Origin of the sequence: Micromonospora sp. NPDC005413, assembly GCF_040606435.1 — a bacterium.
Lineage (GTDB): Bacteria > Actinomycetota > Actinomycetes > Mycobacteriales > Micromonosporaceae > Micromonospora.
In genome coordinates this window covers 34,286-58,049 of sequence record NZ_JBEXEV010000019.1, presented here as the reverse complement: position 1 = coordinate 58,049, position 23,764 = coordinate 34,286, and the positions used below count along the sequence as shown (strand labels likewise).

Sequence of the window (23,764 nt, the reverse complement as noted above, 5' to 3'; positions counted from 1 at the left end):
GGCGGTCTGCTCCCAGCCGCTGGCCGGCGGCGGTGGGCTTGCCGGTATGCCGGCAAGCCCACCGCACACACGCGCCAGCGCCGACCGGGAGTCGGCTATGACGGTGTACGTGTCGCGTTACGCGGCGACCGGCGAGCTGACGACAGATCGCGCAGCCGCGGCTGCGGCGTCGGCGCGGCGGGGCTCGACCGATCCGCCACTGCTGACACACGTCTGGCGGATCGTGTTCGAGCGGCAGGCGCGGGAAAGCGACCGCCGATGAGCGGCGACGGAGTGTCTGGCGCTGAGGTCGACCCGAAACTGCCGTCGGAGCATGTGCCGCTGCGTCCGCTCTGGCTGTGCCGGGCCTGCGGGCAGCCCTGGCCCTGTGGACGGGCCAAGCTCGCCCTGTTGACCAGCTACCAGGGCAACCGGCTCAACCTGCTGCTCTACCTGTCCGGCTGCCTGCACGAGGCCATCGACGACCTGCACCGACTCAACCCGAGCACCACCGGCGACGTCAGGAACCTGTTCGACCGCTTCCTCGGCTGGCCGGCCCGGCATCGCCGCCGCCCGTCCACCGCCGAACCGCAGAGACCGGAGGAGACATGACCGTCCGGAAGATCGGGATCATCGCCACGACAGGGCAGCCGGCCATCGCCGGGACCTTCCACACCCTGGTCCTGCAGCCCACCAGCTTCTGCAACCTGGACTGCAGCTACTGCTACCTGCCCGAACGGCGCTCGCGCCAGCTCATGTCCGTCTCCGTTGCGACCGCCTGCGCCCGTTCAATCGAGCAGCAGGACAGCGCACATCCGGTGAGCGTCGTGTGGCACGGCGGCGAGCCCACCGCCACCCCGATCGACGTCTTCCATGAGCTGCTCGCTCCCTTCGAGCCTCTGAGGCGGGCTGGGAGGGTGCGCCACGAGATCCAGACCAACGCGACGCTGATGAACGAGCGGTGGTGCGATCTGTTCGCCGCCTACGACTTTGCGATCGGCGTCAGCATCGACGGGCCCGGCATGCTCAACCGGAACCGGCTCGACCGGGCCGGACATGCGACGACGGCCCGGACGATCCGCGGCACGCGTGCACTGGCCGAGGCCGGCTTGCCGTACTCGGTGATCTGCGTCGTCACACCCGAAACCATCGACCACGCCAACGACCTCGTCGAGTTTTTCACCGCACTGCCGGGATGCGAGTCGGTGGGCTTCAACATTGAGGAACAGGAAGGCGCCGCCCGCACGCCGGTGCCGGAGGAAGCCGCGTACCGGTTCTGGAGTCGACTCGTCCGGCACCGACTCGCCGGTAGTCCGCTGCGGATCCGCGACCTGGATCGCTTGGCCGACTACCTCGGCGCCACCCGCGCCGGCCTCACAGACCACGGCCCGTACGAACCGATCCCCACAGTCGCCCACGACGGCCAAGTGGTTCTGCTGTCACCGGAACTGCTGGGTATCAAGAGCCCGCGGTACGGCGACTTCATCGCGGGCAACGTGCTCGGTGGAGCGATCGGCGACATGGTGGCCCGCGCCGGTGAGTTGCGATACGTCGCTGAGTTCGTGACGGCGCTCAACGACTGTGCGGACCGCTGCGCGTTCTATGACTTCTGCCGGGGCGCTCAGGCCGGCAACCGCTACTTCGAACACGGCAACTTTACCGTCCGGGAGACCGGTTACTGCCGCACGACTCGGCAAGCCCTGATCCGCGCCGCCGCGGATGACCTCACCCCTCAAGGAGGACCGTCATGACCAACGCCCTCGCTGCGCTTCTTGACGCACCGCCGGACCGCCTCGCCCTCCTCGGCGTCGACCCGCAGCGCGCGGTAGCGTCGATCGACGCGGCGAAGTTCGACAACCGACCCGCCTGGGACAACAAGGGGAAGTTCGACAGCCGCCCCGGCTGGGACAACTGGAACAAGAAGAGGTAGCCCGCCGACCGGCGGCTCGAGTCGACGCGCGGGGTGGCGTGCCCACCCCGCGTCCGAACAGTTTGGAAAGACATGCGTACGACCACCGTGGGCGACGTGACGATCCTCCTGCCCGACCTCGACCCGGAAGACCTCGACCAAGTCAGCGACCTACCCGACGACGACCTTCACGACGGCCTCGTGCAGGACGCTTCCTGGCGAGGTCGACAGATCGCCGACTGGAGTATCCGAGGCTGCCGGATCACCGGAGCGGATCTCGGTGAAATCACCTTTGAGGGCGGTGCCCTCTATGGCTGCGAGATCGTCCAGTCGGACCTGTCCGGAGCGGCCCTCACCGGCGTCAGCATCGAGCGGTGCTCGGTCACCGGCTCCCGCCTCACTGGAACCCGACTCATCGACGTTCGCCTGAAAGACGTTTTGTTCGACAACTGCCGGTTCGACTACGCCACCCTGAACCGCGTCAGCGCCGCCGGTTCGGTGGCCTTCATCGACTGCACCCTCGTCCACGGCACCTGGTCATCCTGCCGGCTCTCCGGTGTTGTGTTGCGGTCGTGCGACCTCAGCGATCTGGAACTGGACTCCTGCCGTCTCGACGGCGCTGACCTGCGCGGCAGTCGACTGCACGCCTTCACGGCATCACTGGACAATTTGCAGGGTGTCGCCCTCACCGAGGAGCAGCTTCCCGAGCTGACCCGGATGGCCATCGACGCCCTGAGCATCGACGTCCGCGCCGACGCGGCGCGGGGGAACGACCGCTGAGCCGCTACCGGCTTTGGCTTTGGTTGAGGCAACAGCCCCGAGATCGAGCGAGTGGCCAGTTCGTCGCAGGCACCGTCCACGGCTCGTCCGGTCGTCTACCTGGATGAGCCCTTGGCGCATCGCTCGTTACCGAGGGAAGACGCAGGAATGACCCGCTGGCGTTGTTACGTTCGGTAACAGCCGCTTCGGTGCGTGGCGCGTCATCGCCGAGTCGGGACGAGGCTTGTCGCGTGCTTCTGGAAGATCGGCGCCGCGGTATGCCGCCAATCGTGGAGATCAACTATTGGCGGCCCGATTTGACCGTACTGTGTTTTCTGTCCTCCGCTCTTCGGCTGATTCACTGAACAGTGATCTCCAAAATCGACCCCAAAACCACGGTTTGGATATGTGGGTGCTCGCGCGGCCCGCTGATGCGTCGCCCAGTGGCCCGCGGCGAGCGTTGTTTCCGGTCACGGTGGTCCTGAATTTCGGTATCCCGGTTGGCGCATTGAATACTCTCTGTTGCGGTTGTCGGGAACGGGGTGTCGGACTGTCGGCACCCGGAGGGATCATCGGGGGATGGGGTGAGCAGGGTGCCACGCGGCGGTCGTCTCCGCGGCGGTGGCGGATCCTGTCGTACCTGGCGCAGCATGGTTCCGCGTCGACGCTGGACGTGGCGCTTGTCTGTGCGGTGTCGCGGCTGACGGCTCACCGGGACCTGGTGTGGCTGCACGAGGCGGGACTGGTGCGCCGCGAGCGCTCCGGGGAGGACCGGACACATTCCTGGTGGTACGGAGTCACGGCCGAGGGGGACTGAGGTGCTCCGCTCCGCCCTGAGGGCGTCGGGGCGGCCGGTTCCGTTGCTGCTGGGCGAGCGGCCCTACAGTGCGGCGGATGCCCTGCTGTTTCTGCCGTTGGTCGAGGTGTCGCGGCGCAACCCGGGGCGGTGCGAGCTGTTCCAGTGGCTGGCGACGATGGAGACCTTGTCGTGGTTGCGCCAGTACGACCTGGCGCAGTTGCGGGCCGACGGGTACGGCGTATGGCTGCAGGACGGGCGGTGCCTGCGGTTCCTGGTACACGTCGACCGTGGGCCGATCGGCGACGTTGTCGCCGAGCACGAGCGGCCGGTGTCAGGGCTGGGTGGGACTGCTGGCCGGCTACCGGCGTGCGGACCGGCTGGTGCCGGTCGGGGCGATTCTGGTGATCGCTCAGGATGCCGAGCGGGAGGAACGGTTGCGGGCAGACTCGCTCCGTGGGCCGCTGCGGAATCGTTGTCGCCACGACCACGCGGCAGTTGTTGTTTCGCTACTGGCCGGACGAGCAGGTATGGCAGGTGCCGGGGAACATCGGCAGGTGTCGCCTCATCGAGGTCGGATCGTGACCGCACGACGTCACGATTCCCGGGCCGCCGCCAACGCCAGCGGCATGGTGCGGGATCTCACCAGCGGCAGTCCCGAGTGGCAGACAGCCGTCAAGCGCGGCGACCGCGACGGCTTGGAGCTCGCTCTACCGCGCCTGCGTGAGCCAGTTCTCGATGACTGTGAAGTCGTGCTCGGTCAGCCCGCGACGTGGGTCGACCCAATGCAGCAGGGCCGGGGCGTGGTGATGAAGCGATACCCACTGCTGGTCGGCGTGAGAGATCTCGTCGTCGACCCAGACGAAGGGCCGTCCCTGCGCCCACTCGAACAGCCCACGGGTCTTCCAGTGCAGGAGCCCCACCTCGTCGGAGTCGGGCCAGTCCACGACGGGCAGAGGCGGCAGCCCGAGCAGCGGCGCGAGCACGTCGTTCGCGTCGTTCATCCAGGTCGTCGCCCACACGAGATCACATGGCAGGGCCTTGAGCCGGCGGCCGTGTTCTGGATTGACCTTGTGCAGCAGGGGATGGGCGTCGGCCGGTAGGGCCAGTGCCTCGGTGTGGCCATGCAGCATACCCGGCTGAGCCGCCGTGGGTGTTCCGAACGGGATGAGGGTGCCGTCCACGTCAAGGAACAGCAACGGACGCGGCGCAGGGGCGGACATGACCCAAGAGGCTAGCCCCACCCCGCCGCCAACTACCTCCGCGCGCTTGCCCCAAGTTCAATCGTCTCGCCGGTGCTCCCGTTGGCCGGCAGGCGTGCGCCGCTGACGGTGACCACGGCAGGAACGGTGCCGGGATGCCCCTCGGAGCAGCCGCAGGAGCCCCGCGCCGACCAGATAGGCCACAAGCGCGCCAGGTGGCAGCCCGAGCGGCTCGGGCGCGGACTCCGCGCGCTGCTGGTGATCAACAAGCCGGCCACCACAGCGCCGTAGCCGACCGCTGTCAAAACTGTGCGCAGCGTCGGCGTGAGCCGCCCGAGCAGCCGAGCGGGTCGGCGGCCGACGGCGGATCTAGCGGTGCGGGCCTCGACTGGGCCGAAGATCGCGACGAGACCCGCCAGGATGACCGCCAACGCCGCCAGCCAGGGCACCCGCCACGCCCACCACGTTCCGGTGCCCACCGACGACGGAGGCAGCCAGTGCACGAGATTCAAAACCCGCCGACGAGCACCACCACCGCGCTGAGATGCCACAGGAAACGGTGAGAACGACAGCGTTCACCCCGACCGCCGCCCGCCACGGGCGGGAACGGCGAAGCATCCGTTCGGCGGGACGAGGCAACAGCAGGATGAGCCCGAGTTGCACCGCGACCAGAGCGAGTAACGCCAGGCTGGGCGGCGATGAATTGTCCAACCACTCGCCCGGCACCGTGATCATGCTGACCGGGTAGGGGCCGACGACGGTGAGGCAGAAACCTCAGCTTCCCGCCACGGCGCGGTCGCCCTGAACCCGCCACGATCCGATGCCCTCGGCATTGACCAGGCCTCCGCCGCGCGCACCCCGCGACGCCGATGGGGTTGCACCAATGCGTCGGATCACCGCCGCTGGGCCTGCTGTTCCTGAAATCGTCGGTACGGCTGGCGAGTGTTGAGCAGTAGGAGCGGGAGTGGGAGTGGGCAAGGAGCGGGACGGTGCGGGTCGGGAACGGCCGACGACTTTTCTGAGCCCATCAGCGGAGTTTCCGCCCCTGTCGGCGCAGGACATTGAGGCGCTGCGCCGGCTCGGTGACCAGTGGCGGGCCGAGGAACCGGTGCGGGCGCTGCCGGTAGATCCCGAGCTTCGCCCCTCCAGGCCGGGCGCTGCCCACGCCCGAGGGGCGAACGAAGAGTTCCGGCCGGACCAACCCGGTGAGCTCACCGCGACGCCAGCGGCGGAGCAATCCGACACGTTCTTGGGCCGGCTCGCCGTCCGGGCACGTCGGGTGCTGCTCGGGCCGCCCCTGTCCAGCGCGTCCATGCTGCGGGAACGCATGCGCAAACTGATCGCGCTGCCGATCCTCTCGTCCGACCTGTTGTCGTCGGTGGCGTACGGGCCGGAGGCGATGCTGACCATTCTGGTCCTCGCCGGAAGTGCGGCCCTGGGGCTGTCCTTGCCGATCGCCGGCGCTCTGGTGGTGTTGATGATCTCGGTCGGCATTTCGTACCGGCAGACCGTGCGCGCTTACCCGCACGGCGCGGGCTCCTACCTGGTGGCCAGCGACAGCATCGGCCCCCGGGCCGGTCTGACCGCGGCGGCCGGTCTCATCCTCGACTACGTGCTGACCGTGTCCGTGTCGGTGGCGGCCGGAATCGCCGCGATCACCTCGGCTCTGCCGGCGCTGGCCCCACTGTCCGTACCTCTGTCGTTGGCGGCCATCGCCGCCCTGCTGAGCGGAAACCTGCGCGGGATCCGCGCCGCGGGAAACATCTTCGCCGCCCCCACCTACCTGTTCCTGATCGCGATCGGGGGGCTGATACTTGTCGGGCTCGCGCAGGCCGGGGCACGCGGCTTTACCGTGACCCCGACGCCACCGGTGCCCGCGACGGAGGCACTCGGCGTGCTGCTCATCGCGCGCGCATTCGCCTCCGGCGCCACCTCGATGACCGGTATCGAGGCAGTGTCCAACGCCGTACCGGCCCTCCGCCCCACCGAGTGGCGCAACGCCCGCACCGTGCTCACCTGGATGGTCACCCTCCTGGTCCTCCTCTTCGCGGGCCTGATGTTCCTGATCCACCTCAACGGCCTGGTCCCGCGAGCGGACGAGACCCTGCTGTCCCAACTCGCTCACCGCACCTTCCCCCACGGACCGTGGTACGCGATCGTCCAGGCAGCCACCGCGATGGTCCTGCTGCTGGCCGCGAACACCGCGTACAACGATCTGCCCCGGTTGCTGTACTTCATGGCCCGCGACGACTACGTCCCGCGCCGATTCCTGCACGTGGGTGAACGGCTGGCCCTCAGCAACGGCCTGGTTGCCCTCTCGGTCGCCGCCGCGGTGATCCTCACCGCGTTCGGGGGCCGCACGCAGGCCCTGATCCCGCTCTTCGCGGTCGGGGTCTTCCTGGCGTTCACGCTCTCGCAGGTCGGCATGGTGAACCACTGGCGGCGTCACCGTGAACCGGGCTGGCGGCGCAGGGCCGCGATAAACGCGCTCGGGGCGGTGCTCTCGGCGATCGTGCTGGTGACCGCAGCAATCACCAAATTCACCGCGGGCGCCTGGGTGATCGTCATCGCCGTGCCGGTGCTGGTGCTGGTGTGCCTACGGATACGACGGCACTACGACCAGGTACGGCAGGCGGTGTCCCTGCGCCCCGCCCCCGCGCCAACACAGTTGCCCCCCGAAAACAGGAGTGAGCCGGACATGACACAAGAATTCCTACCCCAACACATACGCCACCTACTCGTCGTCCCGGTCGCCCGGTTCGACAAGACAACCCTGCGTGCTCTCGCCTACGTGGTGTCGCTCGGACAACCGTCACTCGCCGTGCACGTCAGCCCCGAAGATCAGGAAGCCGACCGGCTCCGCGACGAGTGGACAGCCTGGGGCGACCATATCCGGCTGGAGACCGTGGCGTCACCGCACCGTGAGATCCTCGAACCCTTGGCCCAGTACATCGCCCAACTGCACGACAGAAGTCCCGACATCACTCTCACGGTGGTCATACCCGAGGTGGTGGTGGACCATCCCTGGCAGAAGATCCTGCACACACAAATCGAGCACCGCCTCCGCAAGGCCCTGCGCCGCCTACCCCGCGTCGTCATCACCAGCATGCCCATACACCTGTCCGAGGCCCCTCCCCAGACCGCTCGCTGACGCGCGCTCGGGCCGACCGCGGGCCCTGACTCGTCCGCAGCGCGCTGCTCAGCACGTACGCCCGGCAGTTGCGCACCGCGCCGGCGACAGAGGGGTGGCTGTTGCGTGCCGTTGCCGGCCCCGGATGTCGGCGCAAGCCGCCGCGCTGTCGGCCGGTGCCGCCGCAACGCGGATGCTGGCCGCGATCGACCCGGCCGCGGCCGTGATCGTCTCGACCTATCCGCTGGCCAGTCAGGTCCTCGGACGACTCCGCCCCTGCGGCCGGATCACCGCGGGTTCGGGGTTCGAGTCCCTGGCGGCGCACCAACGATCAAGGGCCTGACCTGGTGGTTCACACCGGGGCGGAGCTTTCGTGTCGTTGGCCCACGTCGCACCGTAACCGCGATGCGGTCTGTCCGTGGCATCCGGCCACGGAGTCCGCGAAAACCCGTTGGCGGATCACGGCGACCACTGCTACTTTCCCGGAGGCCGTGCAAGAGAACGAGGAGGTGGTACCCGTGAACGTATCGACATGGGTGCTTCCCTCCGGGGTCACGGTCGGGCGATAGGTCGTCCGGGAGCGCCGTCCACGAGCACTCCCGAAAGGCACGACCATGCGATTCACTTCCGAACAGCGCCTCGACGACGGCGTCCTCGAGCGCGAATTCACCCTCGGTGAGATCCCCGGCATCCTGTGGACGCCGGCATCCGCATCCGCATCCGCACCGGCGCCGCTGATCCTGGTCGGCCACCCCGGCGGACTGCACAGGATGTACCCCCGATTGGTGGCCCGGGCCCGGCACTCCGCAGCGGAGGGCTTCGCCGCGGCCACCATCGAGCTCCCCGGAGGCGGTGACCGGCCCCGTTTCGCCGCCGTCGAGCAGGCCCGCGCCGACCTGCGCCGGGCGTTGGAGGCCGGCGAGCCGGTCAACGACGAAATCGTCGATCGGCTCGTCCTCCCGCTGGTCGAAAAAGCGGTCCCGGAATGGCGGGCCGCCCTGGACGCCCTCCTTTCACTGCCCGAGATCGGCGGCCCGGTCGGGTACTCCGGAGGGGTGATCGCCATCGGCATCCGGCTGGCGGTGGTCGAGCCGCGCATCTCGGCCGCCCTTCTGTTCGCCGGGAGCTTCGTGCCCCGCACCATGTTCGAGGAGGCCCGGCAGGTCACCATTCCGCTGCAGGTCCTGCTGCAGTGGGACGACGAAGGAAACGACCGGCAGTTGGCCCTGGACCTGTTCGACGCCTTCGGCTCCAAGGAGAAGACGCTGCACGCCAACATGGGCGGGCACACCGGCGTCCCGCAGTTCGAGGGGGACGAAGGGAACCGGTTCTTCGTCCGGCACCTGAAGTGAGGTCGGGCCGTCAGGCCGGCAGCAGACGCTAGGAGCTGTCGGCCAGGATGCCGTTCATCGAGGACAGGTCCCGGCCCTCCTCGATGACGGTGGCCAGCAGATGCACAACCGCCCCGACCGCGGCGGTACCGGCCATCGGCGGTGCCGGCCGGTCGGGGCGGCGCTCGACCACGGCTCCCGATCTCTTCTGATGGGGAGGGTTCGGCCTGCGGTGTCTGCCGAGCAGGCGTGGCGGCTGTCTGCCTTGATCGCCCTTATCGGCACCCACGGGCGCCCTCCAGGTACACCGTCGCAGCTGGTGGGATAGCGGGCGACCGGCACGGCGCCGATTGGCGTCGGGCCGGTCGCGCCGTCGGCGCTGCGCCACTCTCACGTGCGGAAAGCGTCAGTAGTCGATGTTGATGGCAGCGATCTGGCGGGTGCCGTTGAAGACGATGGCGGGGCCGGCAAAGCGGGAGCTGGAGTAGGTCAGTGCCACCTTGTGCGGGGGACTGTTGAACCAGGTCTCGATCATCTACTCGGGTGAGGAGTTGCCCGAGGATGCGAACAGGACTTCATGGCCGCAGTGCGTCATGGTGCCCGCATCCAGGTTCTGCTTCACGCAGACTTCCGCAGCGCGTTGCTCCGTCGTGCGCATCTTGACCTCGGGCAGCCCGAGCGCGCGACGCCGCTCGTTGAGCAGCACCAGCAGACGTTGTTCCGCGACGGACACTCCGGTCGACGCGCTGGCAGGCTTGGTCGGTGATTTGGTCGGCGTCGGCGACTTGGTCGGCATCGCTGACCTGGTGGGGGCGGAGCTCGCGCGCGAGGTGGTCGGGGACGCGTCGAGTGCCGTCGGGGAAGGCGAAGCGAGCGCGGGTGCGGTGGTCTCGGCGGCGGATTCGGTGATCGCGGTTGAGGGCTCGGCGCCTGTCGCGCTCGCCGGCTGCTGCCTCGGCCCGTCCGTGTAACCGGCGAGGACCATCCCTCCCCCTCCGACCAGGGCGACGGCCGCGAAGGCGCCGACCAGGGTCTTGGGCAGGGACAAGGCCGCGACGCGGGTCTGCTGCAACACCCCGGCGGTCTTGGCGCGCGTGCCTGCCGACGCAGCGCCCTGCGACGCGCTGGAGACGGTGTACGCCTTGTGCGTGACGTCCGAGGCGAGGCCGGCCGGGAGCGGCGTGAGCGCCAGGCCGGCCAGCAGCCGCTCGGCTGGAACCAGATCCCCCGTGGCGTCTGGGCAGTGCGCGCAGGTCCGAATGTGCCGCGCCAACCGCTTGCGCCACACCGGCGCCGGTTGACCGTCCCAGTCGGAGGCCGTGTCGATCAGGCCGGCGCAGCCGGGCCGGGCGGCGAGGGCTCGCACCACCAGCCGGGCGGTGTCCAACTGCGCCTTCATCCGGGCCACGCGGACGGTCACGTGGTGTGGGTCCAGCCGCAGGGCATCGACCAGGTCGGCGCGGGAGAGGTGACCCGCCTCGACCAGCCACCACAGGGACAGCAGGTGGCGGTGGTCGTCGTCCAGCCAGCGCGTGGCCAGGACGACCTCCCGGCGCTGATCGGACAGGCGAAGCTGGGTCAGGGTCAGGTCCTCGAAGTCGGAACCCGGGACGATCAGGTTGTCGATGTCCTCTGGCGGCGCCGGCGTGGTGTGTCGGTGCTGTTTGTGGGCCCGGACCTCGTTCATGGTGACGGCCACCAGCCACGACCGGAAAAGCTGCGGATCGCGTACGCCCGCCAGCCCTCGCACGACGCTCAACATCGTGTCCTGCACCACGTCGTCGACATCCGCCGATCGATTCAGTGCCCGGCCCACGATGTTGTACACCAGTGGCAGATAGTGCGAGACCAACTCGTCCGTCGCCGCCTGGTCGCCGCGGCGTGCCGCGTCCACCACCGTCGACATGTCGGTCCTGTTCGGGTACGCGTGATAGGTCACGCTCACAACCTCGCCTTCACGGGACATCCTCGTACAACGTGGAGAGTGGTTGACACCCGTTCAGGTCACACAAACTGACGTCGTCACCGTCGAAACGCCCCGACAGCACCAGCAGCGGTGGTGGCGAGGTGTGGCGGTAAGCAGGATCGTCCCGGACCTCAAGAGCATGTCGCTGGAGGCTGCCAAGGCCTTCTACACGCAGGTCCTCGGGCTGCAGGTGGTGACGGGCTCACCTGTTGCTGTTGAGGCGGACGATGGCGCCGTTGAGTGCGGTGGCGAAGAGCGTCCATGCGGCGTACGGGGCCAGCGCGACGCCCGCGACGCGATCGGCACGCGAGGCGCGGCGGAGCAGCACGAAGTTCGAGGCGTTGAGCGCGGCGATCTCGACCAGCGCCGCGGTGGGCCTGCGGGCCTTGAAGAACAGCGCGCTCCACCCGAAGTTGAGGGCCAGGTTGAGCGCGTAGGCGCGGGTGAACGCGGCGCGGTCGGCTTCGCTGGTGCGGTCCAGCACGCGGGCGCCGGCCACCGCGATCAGCGCGTACAGCGGCGTCCACGCCAGCGGGAACGCCACTGGCGGGGGCTGCCAGGACGGCTTGCGCAGGCGCTGGTACCAGCGATTGGAGGTGTCGTTCACCGCCGTCCCGGCGGCGGCCGTCACGGTGACAGCCGCTGCGGTCTTGACCAGGGTTGGTAGTCGCATGGGTATTCAGCTACCCGGCCTGCGACGGATCAACCGCGCCCGGTCACCGGCCGCCGGGCGGCAGACCGAGAGGGACAGGCTGTCGGAGTGTTCGGTTAGCCTCTGCGCCATGCCGTTGATCACAGTCGTCGATGAAGCGACCGGAGCGCCGAGCGGGCCCGAGCGGACCATGGAGATCTTCGAGGAGACGGTACGCCTCGACGAGCTGATCCGGCGGCGGACATTCCTGGAGGTCGCCGAGTCTGGCGCCCAGGTCGATCCGGAGGAGCGGACCCGGGTGACGCTCGAGTCCTTCGGCCGCAACGGTTTCGTGGTGCTGGTCGACGATCGTCAGGTGACGGCCCTGGACGAGAAGGTCCGCCTGCACGTGGGGTCCCGGGTCACTTTCCTCAAGCTCGTGCCGCTGGTGGGTGGCTGATGGGCACGTACGACCCGGAGCCGGCACTGCGCGAGGTGGTCGCCACCGTCAAGGAGTGGTGCGATCGACCCGGCAACACCCTGTCCCCGGTTAGTCAGCGGGATTTCATCGACCGGGTGGCCCTGGTGTGTGGCTGGTCGCTGGACGGCAGGGGTCGGGTGCTGCTCGCCGCGCTCAACGACCCGGACGGACCGTATGATCTTGCTCCCACGCAGATCAAACTGCTTCCGGAGGCCACGCGACGGGCCGAGTCGCTTGGCGCCGCCGTGGCGGCACTCGACGGTGCCGAGGCAGACCACGACCGCCGTGTCGCCGCGGCCATGACGGTGATCGAATATCTGCCGCGCCGCCACCGGATCACGGAGGAAACCCCGTGGGGGTCCGCGAGCGGTGAGTCGTGGGCGCGGACGGAGCAACTCCTGGCAGCGCAGCCGGTGGATGTGCGGCAGGCCGTGTTCGACGCGTTGACGGTGCCGGGGCAGGACAGCGACGGGCGGACCGTGCTGATCCGCTCTCTGCGCTCGGCCGGTGGGTTGGGTGGTGCCGCCTGGCTCGATCGGCTGGGCGGTCAAGCGTGGTTGGGATTCGGTGGGTGGAGCTGGTCGTTGCAGCGCTTCACCTGGGAGTCGCTACAAGCCGAGCACCACGCCGGGCGTTCGCACCCGGCGGCGCTGGCAGCCTGGCGCCGGACGCGGATCGAGCGCGTCCTGGCCGACATGGGCGGCGAGACCGACACGATGTGGCCCATCCCCAACGTCGGTGAACAGTGGTCTGATCGCGCCATCGCGGACATTGAGGCGATGCCCGAGGAGCGCCGGTCCGCGTGGCACGCGCTGCTCGCCCACTGCCCACTCGGTGCGGACAAGGCGAAGCCGACGGCAGCTTGGCAGAAGAGCGCTCGGCTCCTGCTCGATGGGGTCGGCGGCGACGAGTTCACCGACCGGCTCGACAACTGGCTCCCGCTGGTGGGCCTGGCGCGCAGCCTGCCGCTGCGCATGACCACGTGTTGTAGCGGCCACTACGCGGATGTCTCGCCTCGGATGCCGGACCGCTACAACGTCGGGCTGTTGTGGGGCCTGATCTGGATGCGAGCGATGTGTCCGCCCTCGGAAGGCAACCTGCGCAGCCTCGGCCAGATCGCGGAACGGGCCGCCCGCAAGATTCCCGGGCACGGACCGGCGAGCCCGAAACTGGCGAACGTCGCGGTCGCGGCACTCATCGACAGCGACCATCCCGCTGCCCTCGCGCAACTGGCTCGGCTGGCGTCGCGGCTGACCTACAAGAGCACGCTGCGCATCGTGGAGAAGGGGCTGACCACGCACGCCGAGGCGCTCGGCATCAGCCGCGAGGACGTCGAGGAGATGTCCCTGCCCGGCTTCGGGCTGCCGCTCGCGGACAAACTGGGTGACTGCTCGTACGAGCTTGAGGTGCGCGGCATCGACCCGGTCGTGGTGTGGCGCAACGCGGACGGCAAGGTGGTCAAGGCTCCTCCCGCGCAGGTGCGCAAGGACTTCGGCGAGGAGCTGAAGGACCTGAAGGCGACCGTCACGGACGTCGGCGCCACGCTGATCGCCACCCGCGATCGTCTGGAAGGGTTGCTGCGACGCAACCGTGTGTGGACGGCCGAGCAGTGGCGCGAGCGATTCCTGGATCACCCGCTGGCCCGGACCCTGGCTCGGCGGCTCATCTGGACCGTCGACGGCGTCGCCTGCTGCTGGGGTGGTGATGCCCTGCGGGCCGTGGACGACACGGTGTTCGAGCCCGCCGACGGCGCCACGGTCCGGCTGTGGCACCCGGTCGAGGACCCGGCTGCGGTTCTTCCCTGGCGGGCCTTCCTGACCCGGCACGCGATCACGCAGCCGTTCAAGCAGGCACACCGGGAGCAGTACCTGCTGACCGACGCGGAGCGGGCCACCGGCACGTACTCCAATCGGTTCGCGGCGCACATCGTGTTCCAGCATCGCCTCAACGCGCTCCTGTCCCGGCGCGGCTGGTCGTACGTGCAACACCGCAACGACGGTGCCAGCTACGACCTGCCCCGGCTGGCCCTGCCGGATTGGGGCCTGCGCGCCGAGCTGACCATCTCCGGGATCGAGGACCGGGGCGACGACCTGGTGTTCGACACGATGGGGACCGATCAGCTGCGGTTCGTCCGGGGAGAGCGCACGCCGGTGCCGCTGGAGCAGGTTCCGCCGGTCGTGCTGAGCGAGGTGATGCGCGACGTCGACCTGTTCGTGGCCGCGGCCGGGGTGGGCAACGACCCGAACTGGTTCGACGGTGGTCCCGCGGGCCGGTACCGCGACTACTGGTCACAGAACAGCTTTGGCGACCTCACCCCGCACGGTCAGACGCGCCGGGAGGTGCTGGCCGAGCTGATCCCCCGGCTGACGATCGCCGACCGCTGCACCTTCACCGACAGGTTCCTCGAGGTGCGCGGCGATCTGCACACGTATCGCATCCACTGCGGCTCGGGCAACATCCTGATCGCCCCGGAGGACCGCTACCTGTGCATCATCCCGGACTCGGCGAAGGCGAAGGAGCCGGAGATGTTCCTGCCCTTCGAAGGCGACAGCCGGCTCGCCGAGATCATCAGCAAGGCGCTGCTGCTGGCGGCCGACAAGAAGATCAAGGACCCGGTGATCCTGCGCCAACTGTGAGGCGCTCGGCCTCGCCCTGCGACGAAGCGGTTCCGCCGTCCTTCACCTGTCCCTCCAGGCGGCGCCGGTAGCGATGGCCTGCCGCCACAAGCGCATGGCCTTGGGTGGCATCGCCGATCATCCGACACGTCCGTGGCGTCGCTCGGTGCCTCAAGGAATGCTCAAATTCGGATCACGCGACCCAGTGCGGCCGCACAACGCACATACGCTCACCGCACTCAGCTCGCTGACGACCCCCGATCCCTTCCGCAACGGCAACCATCGTCGTACCCCCAGGCAGAGCGCACACGAGCTTAGTACGGCTGTCCTCAATGGAGGCACGACCGTGCGGGGTCCGGTCAGCACATCCATCGAACGTCGCAAGTAGAAAGAGGGGAATATGCGACGCAGACAACGGCGCATCGCACTTCTCGCGCTGCCCGCCCTGGTGGCGGGTGTCCTCGTGACGACGGGGCCCGCTGGCGCGGATCCCACGGGGTCGACAGCCGCAGCCGGTTCCGGGCGGTCCCAGCTCGACAATCGGGAGCAGGCACGCCTCGTACCCATCAAGCTGGCCGGCGCCGACTTGCTGGACAAGGTGGTCGCCGCCGGCTTCGACATCGAGCACGGCCTCAAGCGCGTGCCGACCGGTATCGAAGGCGAGGCGGTCGTCACCGCCGAGCAGGTCGCCGAACTGAAGGCGATGGGCGTCGAGGTCCTCGGCGACGACGTGGGCTTCGAGTGGAGCGACGAGGCCGACGGCGGCATCCAGGGCGCTGCCGCGCGGGCGGTCCAGCCCGCGAGCCACGAGGCGACGGTACGGATCGCCCGCGCCGACTGGTTCACCACCAAGGGTCAGGGCTTCCTCTACGTCGAGGCCCGCACCACCGAGGGCCAGCAGGCAGACCCGATCGTCGAGATGCAGCTCGAGAACGACTCGGGCAAGCGCACGTCGTTCGGCTTCGCGCGGACGATGAGCCGGTTCGTGGACTCCGGGCAGTACATGTTCCACCGGAACCTGTTCAAGCTCGACGCGCGTCCGAACCAGATCCGGGTCACGAGCTCGACCGGTGGTGTCACCACCGGCGTCGTCTCCGACTGGCTTGAGGATGCTCCGCCGCCGTTGACGGAGAACCGGGGCTACAAGGCGGACTTCGTGGACGGCTACCGGCACCCGCAGCAGCTCTACAGCCGCGCCAAGGAGATCGCCCGCCAGTACCCGGACATCGCTGAGATCGTCTACCTGCCCAACCAGACGAACGGCTACCAGCGCAAGGCGCAGGCCACGATCGGCGGTACGGGGCAGGCGGCGGTCGTCGTCAGCTCGGCGGCGTGGGGTCACGAGGGTGGCAACGACGTCACGGTCGAGTTCGTGGACCGGCCGGGTGCGGACCTCCCGCTCGCGGCTGAGGTCACGGGCAAGGCGGTCCGCGTCCTCCTCGCGAAGGACGCCTCCGGTGGGCTGGCGAGTACGGCCACCGAGGTGGCGGACGCACTGCGGACCCAGTCCCAGGGCCTCATCGACCGGTCGCACCCGTACCGCACCAACGCGGGCACCGGCATCGTCGCGCCGACGGGCGGCCCGGTCGCGCTGACCGACTCCCTCGACCAGAAGCGCGTCGGCGCACCCGAGGGTGAGGTGCCGCGAGGCCCCGTCACGATCCCCGTCCTGCGGATCGGCAAGCACCGTGACGGCAAGAAGCCCGGTGTGCTGATCCAGGCACAGGACCACGCCCGCGAGTGGGTGCCGGCGACGACCAGTCTGGAGTCGGCCGAGCGGCTGGTGCACAACTACAAGAGCGACAAGGAGACGAAGAAGATCGTCGACAACACCGACGTCTTCTTCATCCTTTCCAACAACCCCGACGGGGCGAACTACAGCTTCTACAACTTCGCCTCGCAGCGTAAGAACATGACGAACCACTGCCCGGACGCGACCGCCGATCCGGCGCAGCGGAACTCCTGGGGCGTCGACCTGAACCGGAACTACCGGGTCGGGTCGGGCCACGACGGCTACGCGGGCGGGTCGAGCAACTGCGTCAGCGGCACCTACCAGGGGCCGGAGGAGCTGTCCGAGCCTGAGTCGAAGAACATCATCTGGCTGGTCGAGAAGTACTCGAACATCAAGTTCATGATGTCGGTGCACTCCAACGGCGGCCAGTTGTTCTGGCAGCCCGGCGCCTACATCGCGGACGGGCGGATCACCACGCCGCGTCCGCCGCTGGGTGACGAGGCGTTCTACTGGCAGTCGGCCGCCAGGATCCTGTCGCAGGTCAAGGCGCACCGGGAAACCGTGGTCACGCCGGAGAACGTCGGCGGCTCGTCCGACGTCCTCTACTCCTCCGCGGGCAACGTGCGGGAGGACCTGTACTACACCTACGGGATCTACGCCTTCGGCTGGGAGGTTGGCGGCTCCGTCTACAACCCGGCCACCGGCAACTGGCAGGGCGGCTCGTTCCAGCCTGCGTGGGAGGGCGACCCCAACCTCGTCAGCGGCCATGCCGAGACGATGGAGTACGCCAACGGGATCATGGAGATGTTCCGGGTCGCGGCGGACTGGGGCAAGGACAAGAAGGACCCGACGTCCAAGCTCGTCCCCGGTAACGGGAAGTACCGCGAGCCCGTCGACGTGCGCTTCGAGACGAACGAACCGGCCACCATCTACTACACGACGGACGGCAGCCGGCCCACGCTCCAGTCGCCGCGCTATGCGGCCACCGAGTTCCGTGAGCCGGGGCAGGTGTTCCACGTGACCGAGACGACGACGTTCAACTGGTTCTCGGTGGACAGCGCCGGCAACATCGAGAAGAACTACGACCCGACGAAGAACGACAAGCGCAACAACTACCGGACCGCGACGATCAAGATCGACAAGAAGTAGCGCTCATCCCATGATCATTGCCTCGTCAGTGGGTCCACCACACTGGCGAGGCAATGATCATGCGGACCCCGCCCTACGGTGAGGTCACGATCCGCGCCGCGACAGGTCAGCTGGTTGCCCGCCTTGGAAGCAGCAGCTCCTCGTGATCGAGTTCGCGTTCCAGGACGCGGAGTTCTTCGTCGGGCAGCCGGCCGGAGTCGCGCCAGCGCACGAGTTCCTCGCGCTGCGCGTCGATGGCAGTCCGCCGGACACGAAGCGCCGTCTCGTACTGCGGTGAGGTGGGCATCTCGGACGACCCGCTCTGCTCCAGCAGGTCGAGCCGGCCGCGGTAGCGCGCCAATCGGGCCAGCAACTGCGTACGGGTGGTGTTGACGGCCACGGTGCTGTCCGGTTCGTCGGCGGCAACTTCGTCGAGGCGGGCCAGGGCGGCCTCGACCGCCGCCGAGCGGGCCTCGTTGCGTACGCGGGCCTGGTCGGTCTCGTCGGCGCGCAGGCCCAGCATCCGCACGAGCGGCGCGAACGTCAGGCCCTGTCCGACGAGCGTCACCAGGACGACCACGAAGGTGCAGAACAGAAGGAGATCACGGTCGGGGAAGGGCGCGCCGCTGTTGGTGGTCAGCGGCAGGGTGAAGATCGCGGCCAGGCTGATGACACCACGCGTACCGGACCAGCTCAACGCCACCACTTCGCGAGGGCTGAGCCGACGGGCGTTGCGGTCCGCGCGTGCGACCTGCCGGGCGCTGCTGGGCTCGTCGGGGTCGTCCTGCTCGGATATGCCACCCAACCGGGTGTGCAGCGACCGGGGGAGGGACTGGGTCAACACCAGCCACGCGGGGCGCAGGAGCAGCACCACGCCGACGGATATCGCGACGGCGATGACGATGGTCGACGTGTCGTACTGGCGCAGGCCCTTGACGACCTCGGGAAGCTGCTGGCCGATCAGCAGGAAGACGAAGCCTTCGAGGAGGAAGTCGACCAGCCGCCACACCGCGCTGGTCTGCAACCGCGCGGCCCCAGAGCCGAGCTGAGGCGTCTGGTGGCCGACGATCAGCCCGGCGATCACCACGGCGAGCACCCCGGAGACGTGCAGCTCCTCGCCCAGCAGATAGGCCACGAACGGTGTCGCGAGCGAGATGGCGTTGGACAACAGCGGGTCTGTGGTGAGCGGTCGGGCCAGACGAACCACCCAGGCGACGGCCGCTCCCACGGCGATCCCGCCGACCGCCGCCAGCAGGAACTTCCCAACCGCCCCGGGGAACGAGAACTCACCACCCACGGCGGCGGCCACCGCGACGCTGAGCATCGTCAGCGCGGTGGCGTCGTTCAGCAGCCCTTCGCCTTGGATGATCGTGACCATCTTCGGCGGCAGGTTGACCCGGCGGCCCACCGCCAGGGCGGCCACCGGGTCGGGCGGCGCGACGGCGGCGCCGACCGCGATTCCGGCAGCCAGTGTCGCCCCGGCAACGAACAGGTGGAACCCGATTCCGACGAGCACCCCGGTGAGAAGCACCAGCACCACGGACAGGCTGACCACGATGCGCAGGTTCCGGCGGATGTCCAGCAGTGAGGAGTCCAGTGCCGCGCTGTAGAGCAACGGCGGCAGCACGATCATGAGCACGAGGTCGGGATCAAGCCCGACGTTGGGGCCGGGGAGCAGCGCGTACGCGATGCCGATGAGCGGCAGAAGCGCCGCCGCCGGCAGGCCGGTGCGGGCCGCCACCCACCGCACGGCGACGATGACCGCAACGGCGGCGAGCACGAACAACAGCATTGAGTGTGTGCTCACCTGGTGGCTTCCCCCTGGAGCGGCGCGAGGCGCGAAATTCTTCGGTCGACTGCCGGCTCGCGGCCGAGGTGCCGGTCGCATTCAATCGGTGGCACCCGTCGACGCCTGGCAGCGCAGTCCGCAGCAGTACGAGCGTACCTTTTGATCAACGCGGTCGCTCGTCGGCGGCCAGCGGGAGCCCTGGCGGCTGCCGGACGGGTGCCGCCGGCGTTCCGGGGCCTGAAGGGCCCGCCGTGATCGCAGCGGCACGAGCCGCCTCTGAGCCCCGCGCGGTCCCGCCGGACGACCACTATTGCCCTCAATAGGCGCGCGTCTATAGTTGCGCGCATCACAACAATCATGGTCGTGGTTACGCGGCCGGGTCGTCGAAGCGCTTCGACGATCCGTCGTCCAGGCCCGTCAGCCGGGTGTCGAGCCTGGCCACGCCGGTCTCGGCGCCCGCTGGGCGTCGGGTCGTACGACATGAGGAGAACCACATGCGCAACAGGCGCTTTCGGCGCGGAATCACCGTGCTCGCGCTCGCCCTGCTGGCCCTACCGGCCGTTCCCGGCACGGCGCTCGCCGAACCCACCTACCCGTTCCGAGATCCGCACCTGCCCGTGAATGCCCGGGTCGACGATCTGCTCGGGCGGCTCACGCAGGACGAGAAGATCTCGTGGCTGCACCAGTACCAGCCGGCCATCCCCCGGCTGGACATCGGCCTGTTCAAGACCGGCACCGAGGCGCTGCACGGGGTGGCCTGGTCGACCGACATCGACAACAACGGCGCGGTGGTGAAGGCCAGCGGTACGTCCTTCCCGCAGCCGGTGGGCATGGCGAGCACCTGGAACACCGACCTGATCCGGCAGGTCGGTTCAGCCGTCGGCGACGAGGCACGCGGCTACCACGCGCAGAACCCCCGAGTCTGGGGTCTCAACCTCTGGGCGCCGGTGGTCAACCTGCTGCGCGACCCCCGCTGGGGCCGCAACGAGGAGGGCTACTCCGAGGACCCGCTGCTGACCGCCGCGATCTCCACCGCGTACGGCTCGGGGATGACCGGCGGGGACCCCGATCACCTGAAGAGCGCCCCGACCCTCAAGCACTACCTGGCCTACAACAATGAGGTCCGCCGCGACGTGACCTCGTCGAACGTGCCCCCTCGGGTGCTCAACGAGTACGACCGGGCCGCGTTCAGGCCGGCCATCGCCGCTGACGCGGCGACCGGCGTGATGGCCTCGTACAACCTGGTCAACGGCCGCCCCGCCACGGTCGACCCGGACCTGGCGACGGTGGTGCGCGGCTGGACCGACCAGCCGCTGATGAACGTCACGGACGCCTGGGCGCCGAACAACCTTGTCGCCTCCCAGGGGTACTACGCCACGCAGGCCGAGGCGAACGCCGCGATCGTCAAGGCCGGCCTCAACAGCTTCATCACCGATGACACCAACGCGCAGCCGACCGTCACCGCCATCAAGCAGGCGCTGGCCGCCGGTCTGCTCACTGAGCGGGACATCGACGCCCGGATCCGGGAGATCCTGAACGTCCGGTTCCGACTGGGTGAGTTCGACCCGGGCGGCGGTCGGCACGGCGGCATCACGCCGGACGTCATCAACAGCCCCGAACACCAGCGGCTGGCCCGGCAGGCCGCCGGCGAGGCGATGGTGCTGCTGAAGAACACCCGGCAGGCCCTGCCGCTGGACCCGGCCCGGACCCGCAAGGTGGCCGTGCTCGGCCCGCTGGCCGACACCCTCTACTCCGACTGGTACGGCGGTGACCTGCCGTATCAGGTGACCGCGCTCGACGGCATCCGCGAGCGGCTGGGCGGCTCCGCCAGCGTCAGTGGGCTCGACGGTGCGGACCGGATCGCCCTGAAGGACCCGGCGACCGGCCGGTACGTCACGGCCACCGGCACCACCGACGCCGACCCGGTCGCCACCACCGGCACCACCGCCTCGCTCGCCGCACAGTTCGATGTCGTGGACTGGGGCCAGGATGTGGTGACGTTGCGCAACGCCGCCAACGGCCGCTACCTCGGCTACAACTGGGGACCGTTCGTCACCCGCGACGACCAGCCGAACGGCTGGTACGTGCAGCAGCAGTTCAAGGTGGAGCCGCAGGCCGACGGAACCGTGGTGCTGCGCTACGTCGGCTACGAGACCAAGGAGAGCTGGTTCGGCGCCGACACGTACGTCACGGTCGGCGACGACGGTGCCCTCAAGCTCGGCGCATCCACCCCGGCTGCCGCGACCCACTTCGAGCGTGAGGTCGTCAGCAGCGGGATCGACCGGGCCGTCGCCGCCGCCAAGGCGGCTGACACCGCCGTGCTGGTCGTCGGCAGCAACCCGTTCATCAACGGACGCGAGGCGCATGACCGGACCTCCACGGCGCTGAGCGCCGGCCAGGAGGCGCTGGTCAAGGCCGTGGTCAAGGCCAACCCGCGCACCGTGCTGGTGCTCCAGAGCAGCTACCCGGTCACCATCGGATGGGAACAGGAGCACGTCCCGGCCATCGTCTGGACCACCCACGCGGGCGCCGAGACCGGGCACGCCGTCGCCGACGTCCTGTTCGGCGACCGCAACCCATCCGGCCGGCTCACCCAGACCTGGTACCGCTCGGACGGGCAACTGCCGCCGGACCTGCTGGAGTACGACATCATCTCGTCCGGGCAGACCTACCTGTACAGCACCGCGAAGCCGCTCTACCCGTTCGGCTACGGGCTGTCGTACACCCGCTTCCGGTATGGCCAGCCCCGCATCGCCGCCCAGTCGGTCGCGGCCGACGACACCATAACGGTCAGCGTCGACGTGACCAACGTCGGCAGCCGGGCCGGGTCCGAGGTGGCCCAGCTCTACACCCACCAGCGCACCTCGCGGGACAAGACGCCGATCCGCCAGCTCAAGGCGTTCCAACGGGTGGAACTGGCACCCGGGCAGACCCGGACCGTGACGCTGCGACTGCCCGCCGCCGACCTGGCGCACTGGGACGTCACCCGTAGCCGGTGGGTGGTCGAGTCGTCCGTCTACGACCTGATGATCGGCGCGTCCGCCGAGGACGTCCGGGCCCGGACCGCGGTCCGGGTGCGCGGTGAGAAGATCCCGGCCCGTGACCTGTCCCGCCCCACCCGGGCGGAGAACTTCGACCGGTACGCGGGGGTCCGGCTGGTCGACGAGACGAAGGCGCGCGGTACGGCCGTCGGTGCCACCGCGACGGGCCAGTGGATCTCCTTTGCCGGTTCCGCGCTGCGCCCCGGCGCCCACACCTTCACCGCGAAGGTCGCCAAGGCCGGCGCGAGCGCCGGCACGATCCAGATCCGGCTGGGCTCGCCCACCGGCCGGCTGCTGGGCACGGCCACCGTGCCCGGCACCGGCGACGACTACCGGTACGTCAGCATCAGTTCCGAGTTGGCCCGGACCGCCGGCACCCACGACGTGTACCTGGTGTTCGATTCCGCGCTGCGGCTGGCCGACTTCTCCATCAGTTGACCGGAGCCCGGGCCGGGTCGATCGTCGACCCGGCCCGGTGGGAACGCGGGCCGGACGGAGGGCTTCTGGCGTTGCCGGCCTCCTACCGCGGTGGCGAGACGTACAGCCCGGTCCTGCACCCCATCTCACCCGGCTCCAGCCAGATGGCGTCGTACCCGGGTGACTCGATGGCTCCGCCGGGGGTCCGGACCAGGAGGAGGCAGTCCCGCTCGGCGGGCACGCCCACCGCGGCGACGAGGGCACCCTCGTGGGTGACCGTGTCGACGATGATGTGCTTCTCGGGAAACGCTGCGCGCACCGCGCCCGCGAGGGTGTCGGGTGTGGCGGTTCGCAGCGCCGTGCTGAGCCGGTCGCGCGCGTCGTCGGGCAGGGCGGGAATCGGCGCGGCGCTGGGCGCCGGAGGACTGGCCACCGACGGGCAGTCGATCTCCTCGTAGGACGTGTAGCGATAGAGTTCCAGCAGGTAGCGGTAGCATCGTGTGGCCTGGCCGGCAGAGTTGCCGAGGTCGCCGAAGGACGTCCCGGAGTCCTCTGCCACCGTCACCGCGAACCGGACGTCGATGGTGGCCCGCTCGCTTCCGGCGGTGCGACCCGACCAGGCCAGCGGCTCACGTCGGACGTTTGAGCTGCTGCCCTCCGCCGCCTCGGAGATCTCGGTCGCGGCGATGTGCTCGGCGTCCCGGACCCGGTTGCGATGACCGAGGTCGTCATCGAGGCGCTCCGCCTCGCTCGCCGCGATGTCCCTCGCCATCGAGTCGCCGTCGCGGTACTCGGCGCACCCGCTCAGCATCAGGCAGGCCACCACCGCCGCACAGGCCACGGGCGTACCCAAGCGTC

At 69.2% G+C, this 23,764-nt stretch carries 20 protein-coding genes; 13 read left to right on the top strand and 7 right to left on the bottom strand.

Annotated elements, in window-relative coordinates; translation table 11 throughout:
- Positions 1 to 97: 97 nt before the first annotated feature.
- The 6 genes from amcA (ABZS37_RS20220) to ABZS37_RS20195 all read left to right on the top strand — a co-directional run bounded on the left by amcA (ABZS37_RS20220) (position 98) and on the right by ABZS37_RS20195 (position 3,464).
- Positions 98 to 262 (top strand): multiple cyclophane-containing RiPP AmcA, encoded by a 165-nt coding sequence (gene amcA / locus ABZS37_RS20220; RefSeq protein WP_167517353.1) that lies wholly within the window; start codon positions 98 to 100, stop codon positions 260 to 262.
- The gene (locus ABZS37_RS20215) at positions 259 to 591 is read left to right on the top strand and encodes a hypothetical protein (RefSeq protein WP_355171017.1); all 333 of its coding nucleotides are present in this window, start codon (positions 259 to 261) and stop codon (positions 589 to 591) included. Before amcA (ABZS37_RS20220) ends, ABZS37_RS20215 begins: the two co-directional genes overlap by 4 nt.
- Positions 588 to 1,730, top strand: coding sequence for a cyclophane-forming radical SAM peptide maturase AmcB (gene amcB, locus ABZS37_RS20210; protein WP_355171015.1), 1,143 nt, complete (start codon positions 588 to 590; stop codon positions 1,728 to 1,730). The genes ABZS37_RS20215 and amcB overlap by 4 nt, the downstream gene beginning before the upstream one ends.
- A complete protein-coding gene (amcA, locus tag ABZS37_RS20205) occupies positions 1,727 to 1,909 on the top strand; it encodes a multiple cyclophane-containing RiPP AmcA (protein ID WP_355171013.1) in 183 nt (60 codons plus the stop codon). The genes amcB and amcA (ABZS37_RS20205) overlap by 4 nt, the downstream gene beginning before the upstream one ends.
- Before the next feature lie 72 nt (positions 1,910 to 1,981).
- Positions 1,982 to 2,668: a pentapeptide repeat-containing protein gene (locus ABZS37_RS20200; protein WP_355171011.1), complete on the top strand. Its 687-nt coding sequence runs from the start codon at positions 1,982 to 1,984 to the stop codon at positions 2,666 to 2,668.
- 385 nt (positions 2,669 to 3,053) lie between these two features.
- A complete protein-coding gene (locus tag ABZS37_RS20195; RefSeq protein WP_355171009.1) occupies positions 3,054 to 3,464 on the top strand; it encodes a DeoR family transcriptional regulator in 411 nt (136 codons plus the stop codon).
- Positions 3,465 to 4,153: 689 nt separating this feature from the next.
- Here ABZS37_RS20195 and ABZS37_RS20190 read toward each other — a convergent pair.
- Positions 4,154 to 4,666: an HAD domain-containing protein gene (locus tag ABZS37_RS20190; protein WP_355171007.1), complete on the bottom strand. Its 513-nt coding sequence runs from the start codon at positions 4,664 to 4,666 to the stop codon at positions 4,154 to 4,156.
- 943 nt (positions 4,667 to 5,609) lie between these two features.
- Here ABZS37_RS20190 and ABZS37_RS20185 point away from each other — a divergent pair.
- The 3 genes from ABZS37_RS20185 to ABZS37_RS20175 all read left to right on the top strand — a co-directional run bounded on the left by ABZS37_RS20185 (position 5,610) and on the right by ABZS37_RS20175 (position 9,127).
- A complete protein-coding gene (locus tag ABZS37_RS20185; protein ID WP_355171005.1) occupies positions 5,610 to 7,796 on the top strand; it encodes an APC family permease in 2,187 nt (728 codons plus the stop codon).
- Between the two features lie 124 nt (positions 7,797 to 7,920).
- The gene (locus ABZS37_RS20180; RefSeq protein WP_355171003.1) at positions 7,921 to 8,118 is read left to right on the top strand and encodes a hypothetical protein; all 198 of its coding nucleotides are present in this window, start codon (positions 7,921 to 7,923) and stop codon (positions 8,116 to 8,118) included.
- A gap of 271 nt (positions 8,119 to 8,389) precedes the next feature.
- Entirely contained in the window at positions 8,390 to 9,127 is a 738-nt protein-coding gene (locus tag ABZS37_RS20175) for an alpha/beta hydrolase (protein WP_355171001.1), read from the top strand.
- A gap of 28 nt (positions 9,128 to 9,155) precedes the next feature.
- Here ABZS37_RS20175 and ABZS37_RS20170 read toward each other — a convergent pair whose 3' ends face one another.
- The 4 genes from ABZS37_RS20170 to ABZS37_RS20155 all read right to left on the bottom strand — a co-directional run bounded on the left by ABZS37_RS20170 (position 9,156) and on the right by ABZS37_RS20155 (position 11,745).
- Entirely contained in the window at positions 9,156 to 9,299 is a 144-nt protein-coding gene (locus ABZS37_RS20170; protein WP_355170999.1) for a hypothetical protein, read from the bottom strand.
- Between the two features lie 213 nt (positions 9,300 to 9,512).
- Complete coding sequence (locus ABZS37_RS20165; RefSeq protein ID WP_355170997.1) at positions 9,513 to 9,641, bottom strand: hypothetical protein; 129 nt, start codon at positions 9,639 to 9,641, stop codon at positions 9,513 to 9,515.
- On the bottom strand, positions 9,642 to 11,045 hold the full coding sequence (locus ABZS37_RS20160; protein ID WP_355170995.1) for a sigma-70 family RNA polymerase sigma factor: 1,404 nt from the start codon (positions 11,043 to 11,045) through the stop codon (positions 9,642 to 9,644).
- A gap of 229 nt (positions 11,046 to 11,274) precedes the next feature.
- Positions 11,275 to 11,745 (bottom strand): TspO/MBR family protein, encoded by a 471-nt coding sequence (locus ABZS37_RS20155; protein WP_355170993.1) that lies wholly within the window; start codon positions 11,743 to 11,745, stop codon positions 11,275 to 11,277.
- Between the two features lie 109 nt (positions 11,746 to 11,854).
- Here ABZS37_RS20155 and ABZS37_RS20150 point away from each other — a divergent pair, with 109 nt between their 5' ends.
- The 3 genes from ABZS37_RS20150 to ABZS37_RS20140 all read left to right on the top strand — a co-directional run bounded on the left by ABZS37_RS20150 (position 11,855) and on the right by ABZS37_RS20140 (position 17,680).
- Positions 11,855 to 12,163, top strand: coding sequence for a hypothetical protein (locus tag ABZS37_RS20150; RefSeq protein ID WP_355170991.1), 309 nt, complete (start codon positions 11,855 to 11,857; stop codon positions 12,161 to 12,163).
- Positions 12,163 to 14,820, top strand: coding sequence for a DUF4132 domain-containing protein (locus ABZS37_RS20145; protein ID WP_355170989.1), 2,658 nt, complete (start codon positions 12,163 to 12,165; stop codon positions 14,818 to 14,820). Before ABZS37_RS20150 ends, ABZS37_RS20145 begins: the two co-directional genes overlap by 1 nt.
- A 379-nt stretch (positions 14,821 to 15,199) precedes the next feature.
- Positions 15,200 to 17,680 (top strand): M14 family metallopeptidase, encoded by a 2,481-nt coding sequence (locus tag ABZS37_RS20140; protein ID WP_355170987.1) that lies wholly within the window; start codon positions 15,200 to 15,202, stop codon positions 17,678 to 17,680.
- 106 nt (positions 17,681 to 17,786) lie between these two features.
- Here the strand turns inward: ABZS37_RS20140 and ABZS37_RS20135 are convergent, their stop codons facing one another.
- Complete coding sequence (locus tag ABZS37_RS20135; RefSeq protein ID WP_355171118.1) at positions 17,787 to 19,451, bottom strand: Na+/H+ antiporter; 1,665 nt, start codon at positions 19,449 to 19,451, stop codon at positions 17,787 to 17,789.
- Positions 19,452 to 19,942: 491 nt separating this feature from the next.
- On the opposite strand from ABZS37_RS20135, the gene ABZS37_RS20130 reads away from it, so the two are divergent.
- Positions 19,943 to 22,927 (top strand): glycoside hydrolase family 3 C-terminal domain-containing protein, encoded by a 2,985-nt coding sequence (locus ABZS37_RS20130; protein WP_355170985.1) that lies wholly within the window; start codon positions 19,943 to 19,945, stop codon positions 22,925 to 22,927.
- Positions 22,928 to 23,009: 82 nt separating this feature from the next.
- On the opposite strand, the gene ABZS37_RS20125 is transcribed toward ABZS37_RS20130, so the two are convergent.
- Positions 23,010 to 23,759: a hypothetical protein gene (locus ABZS37_RS20125; protein ID WP_355170983.1), complete on the bottom strand. Its 750-nt coding sequence runs from the start codon at positions 23,757 to 23,759 to the stop codon at positions 23,010 to 23,012.
- Positions 23,760 to 23,764: the final 5 nt, after the last annotated feature.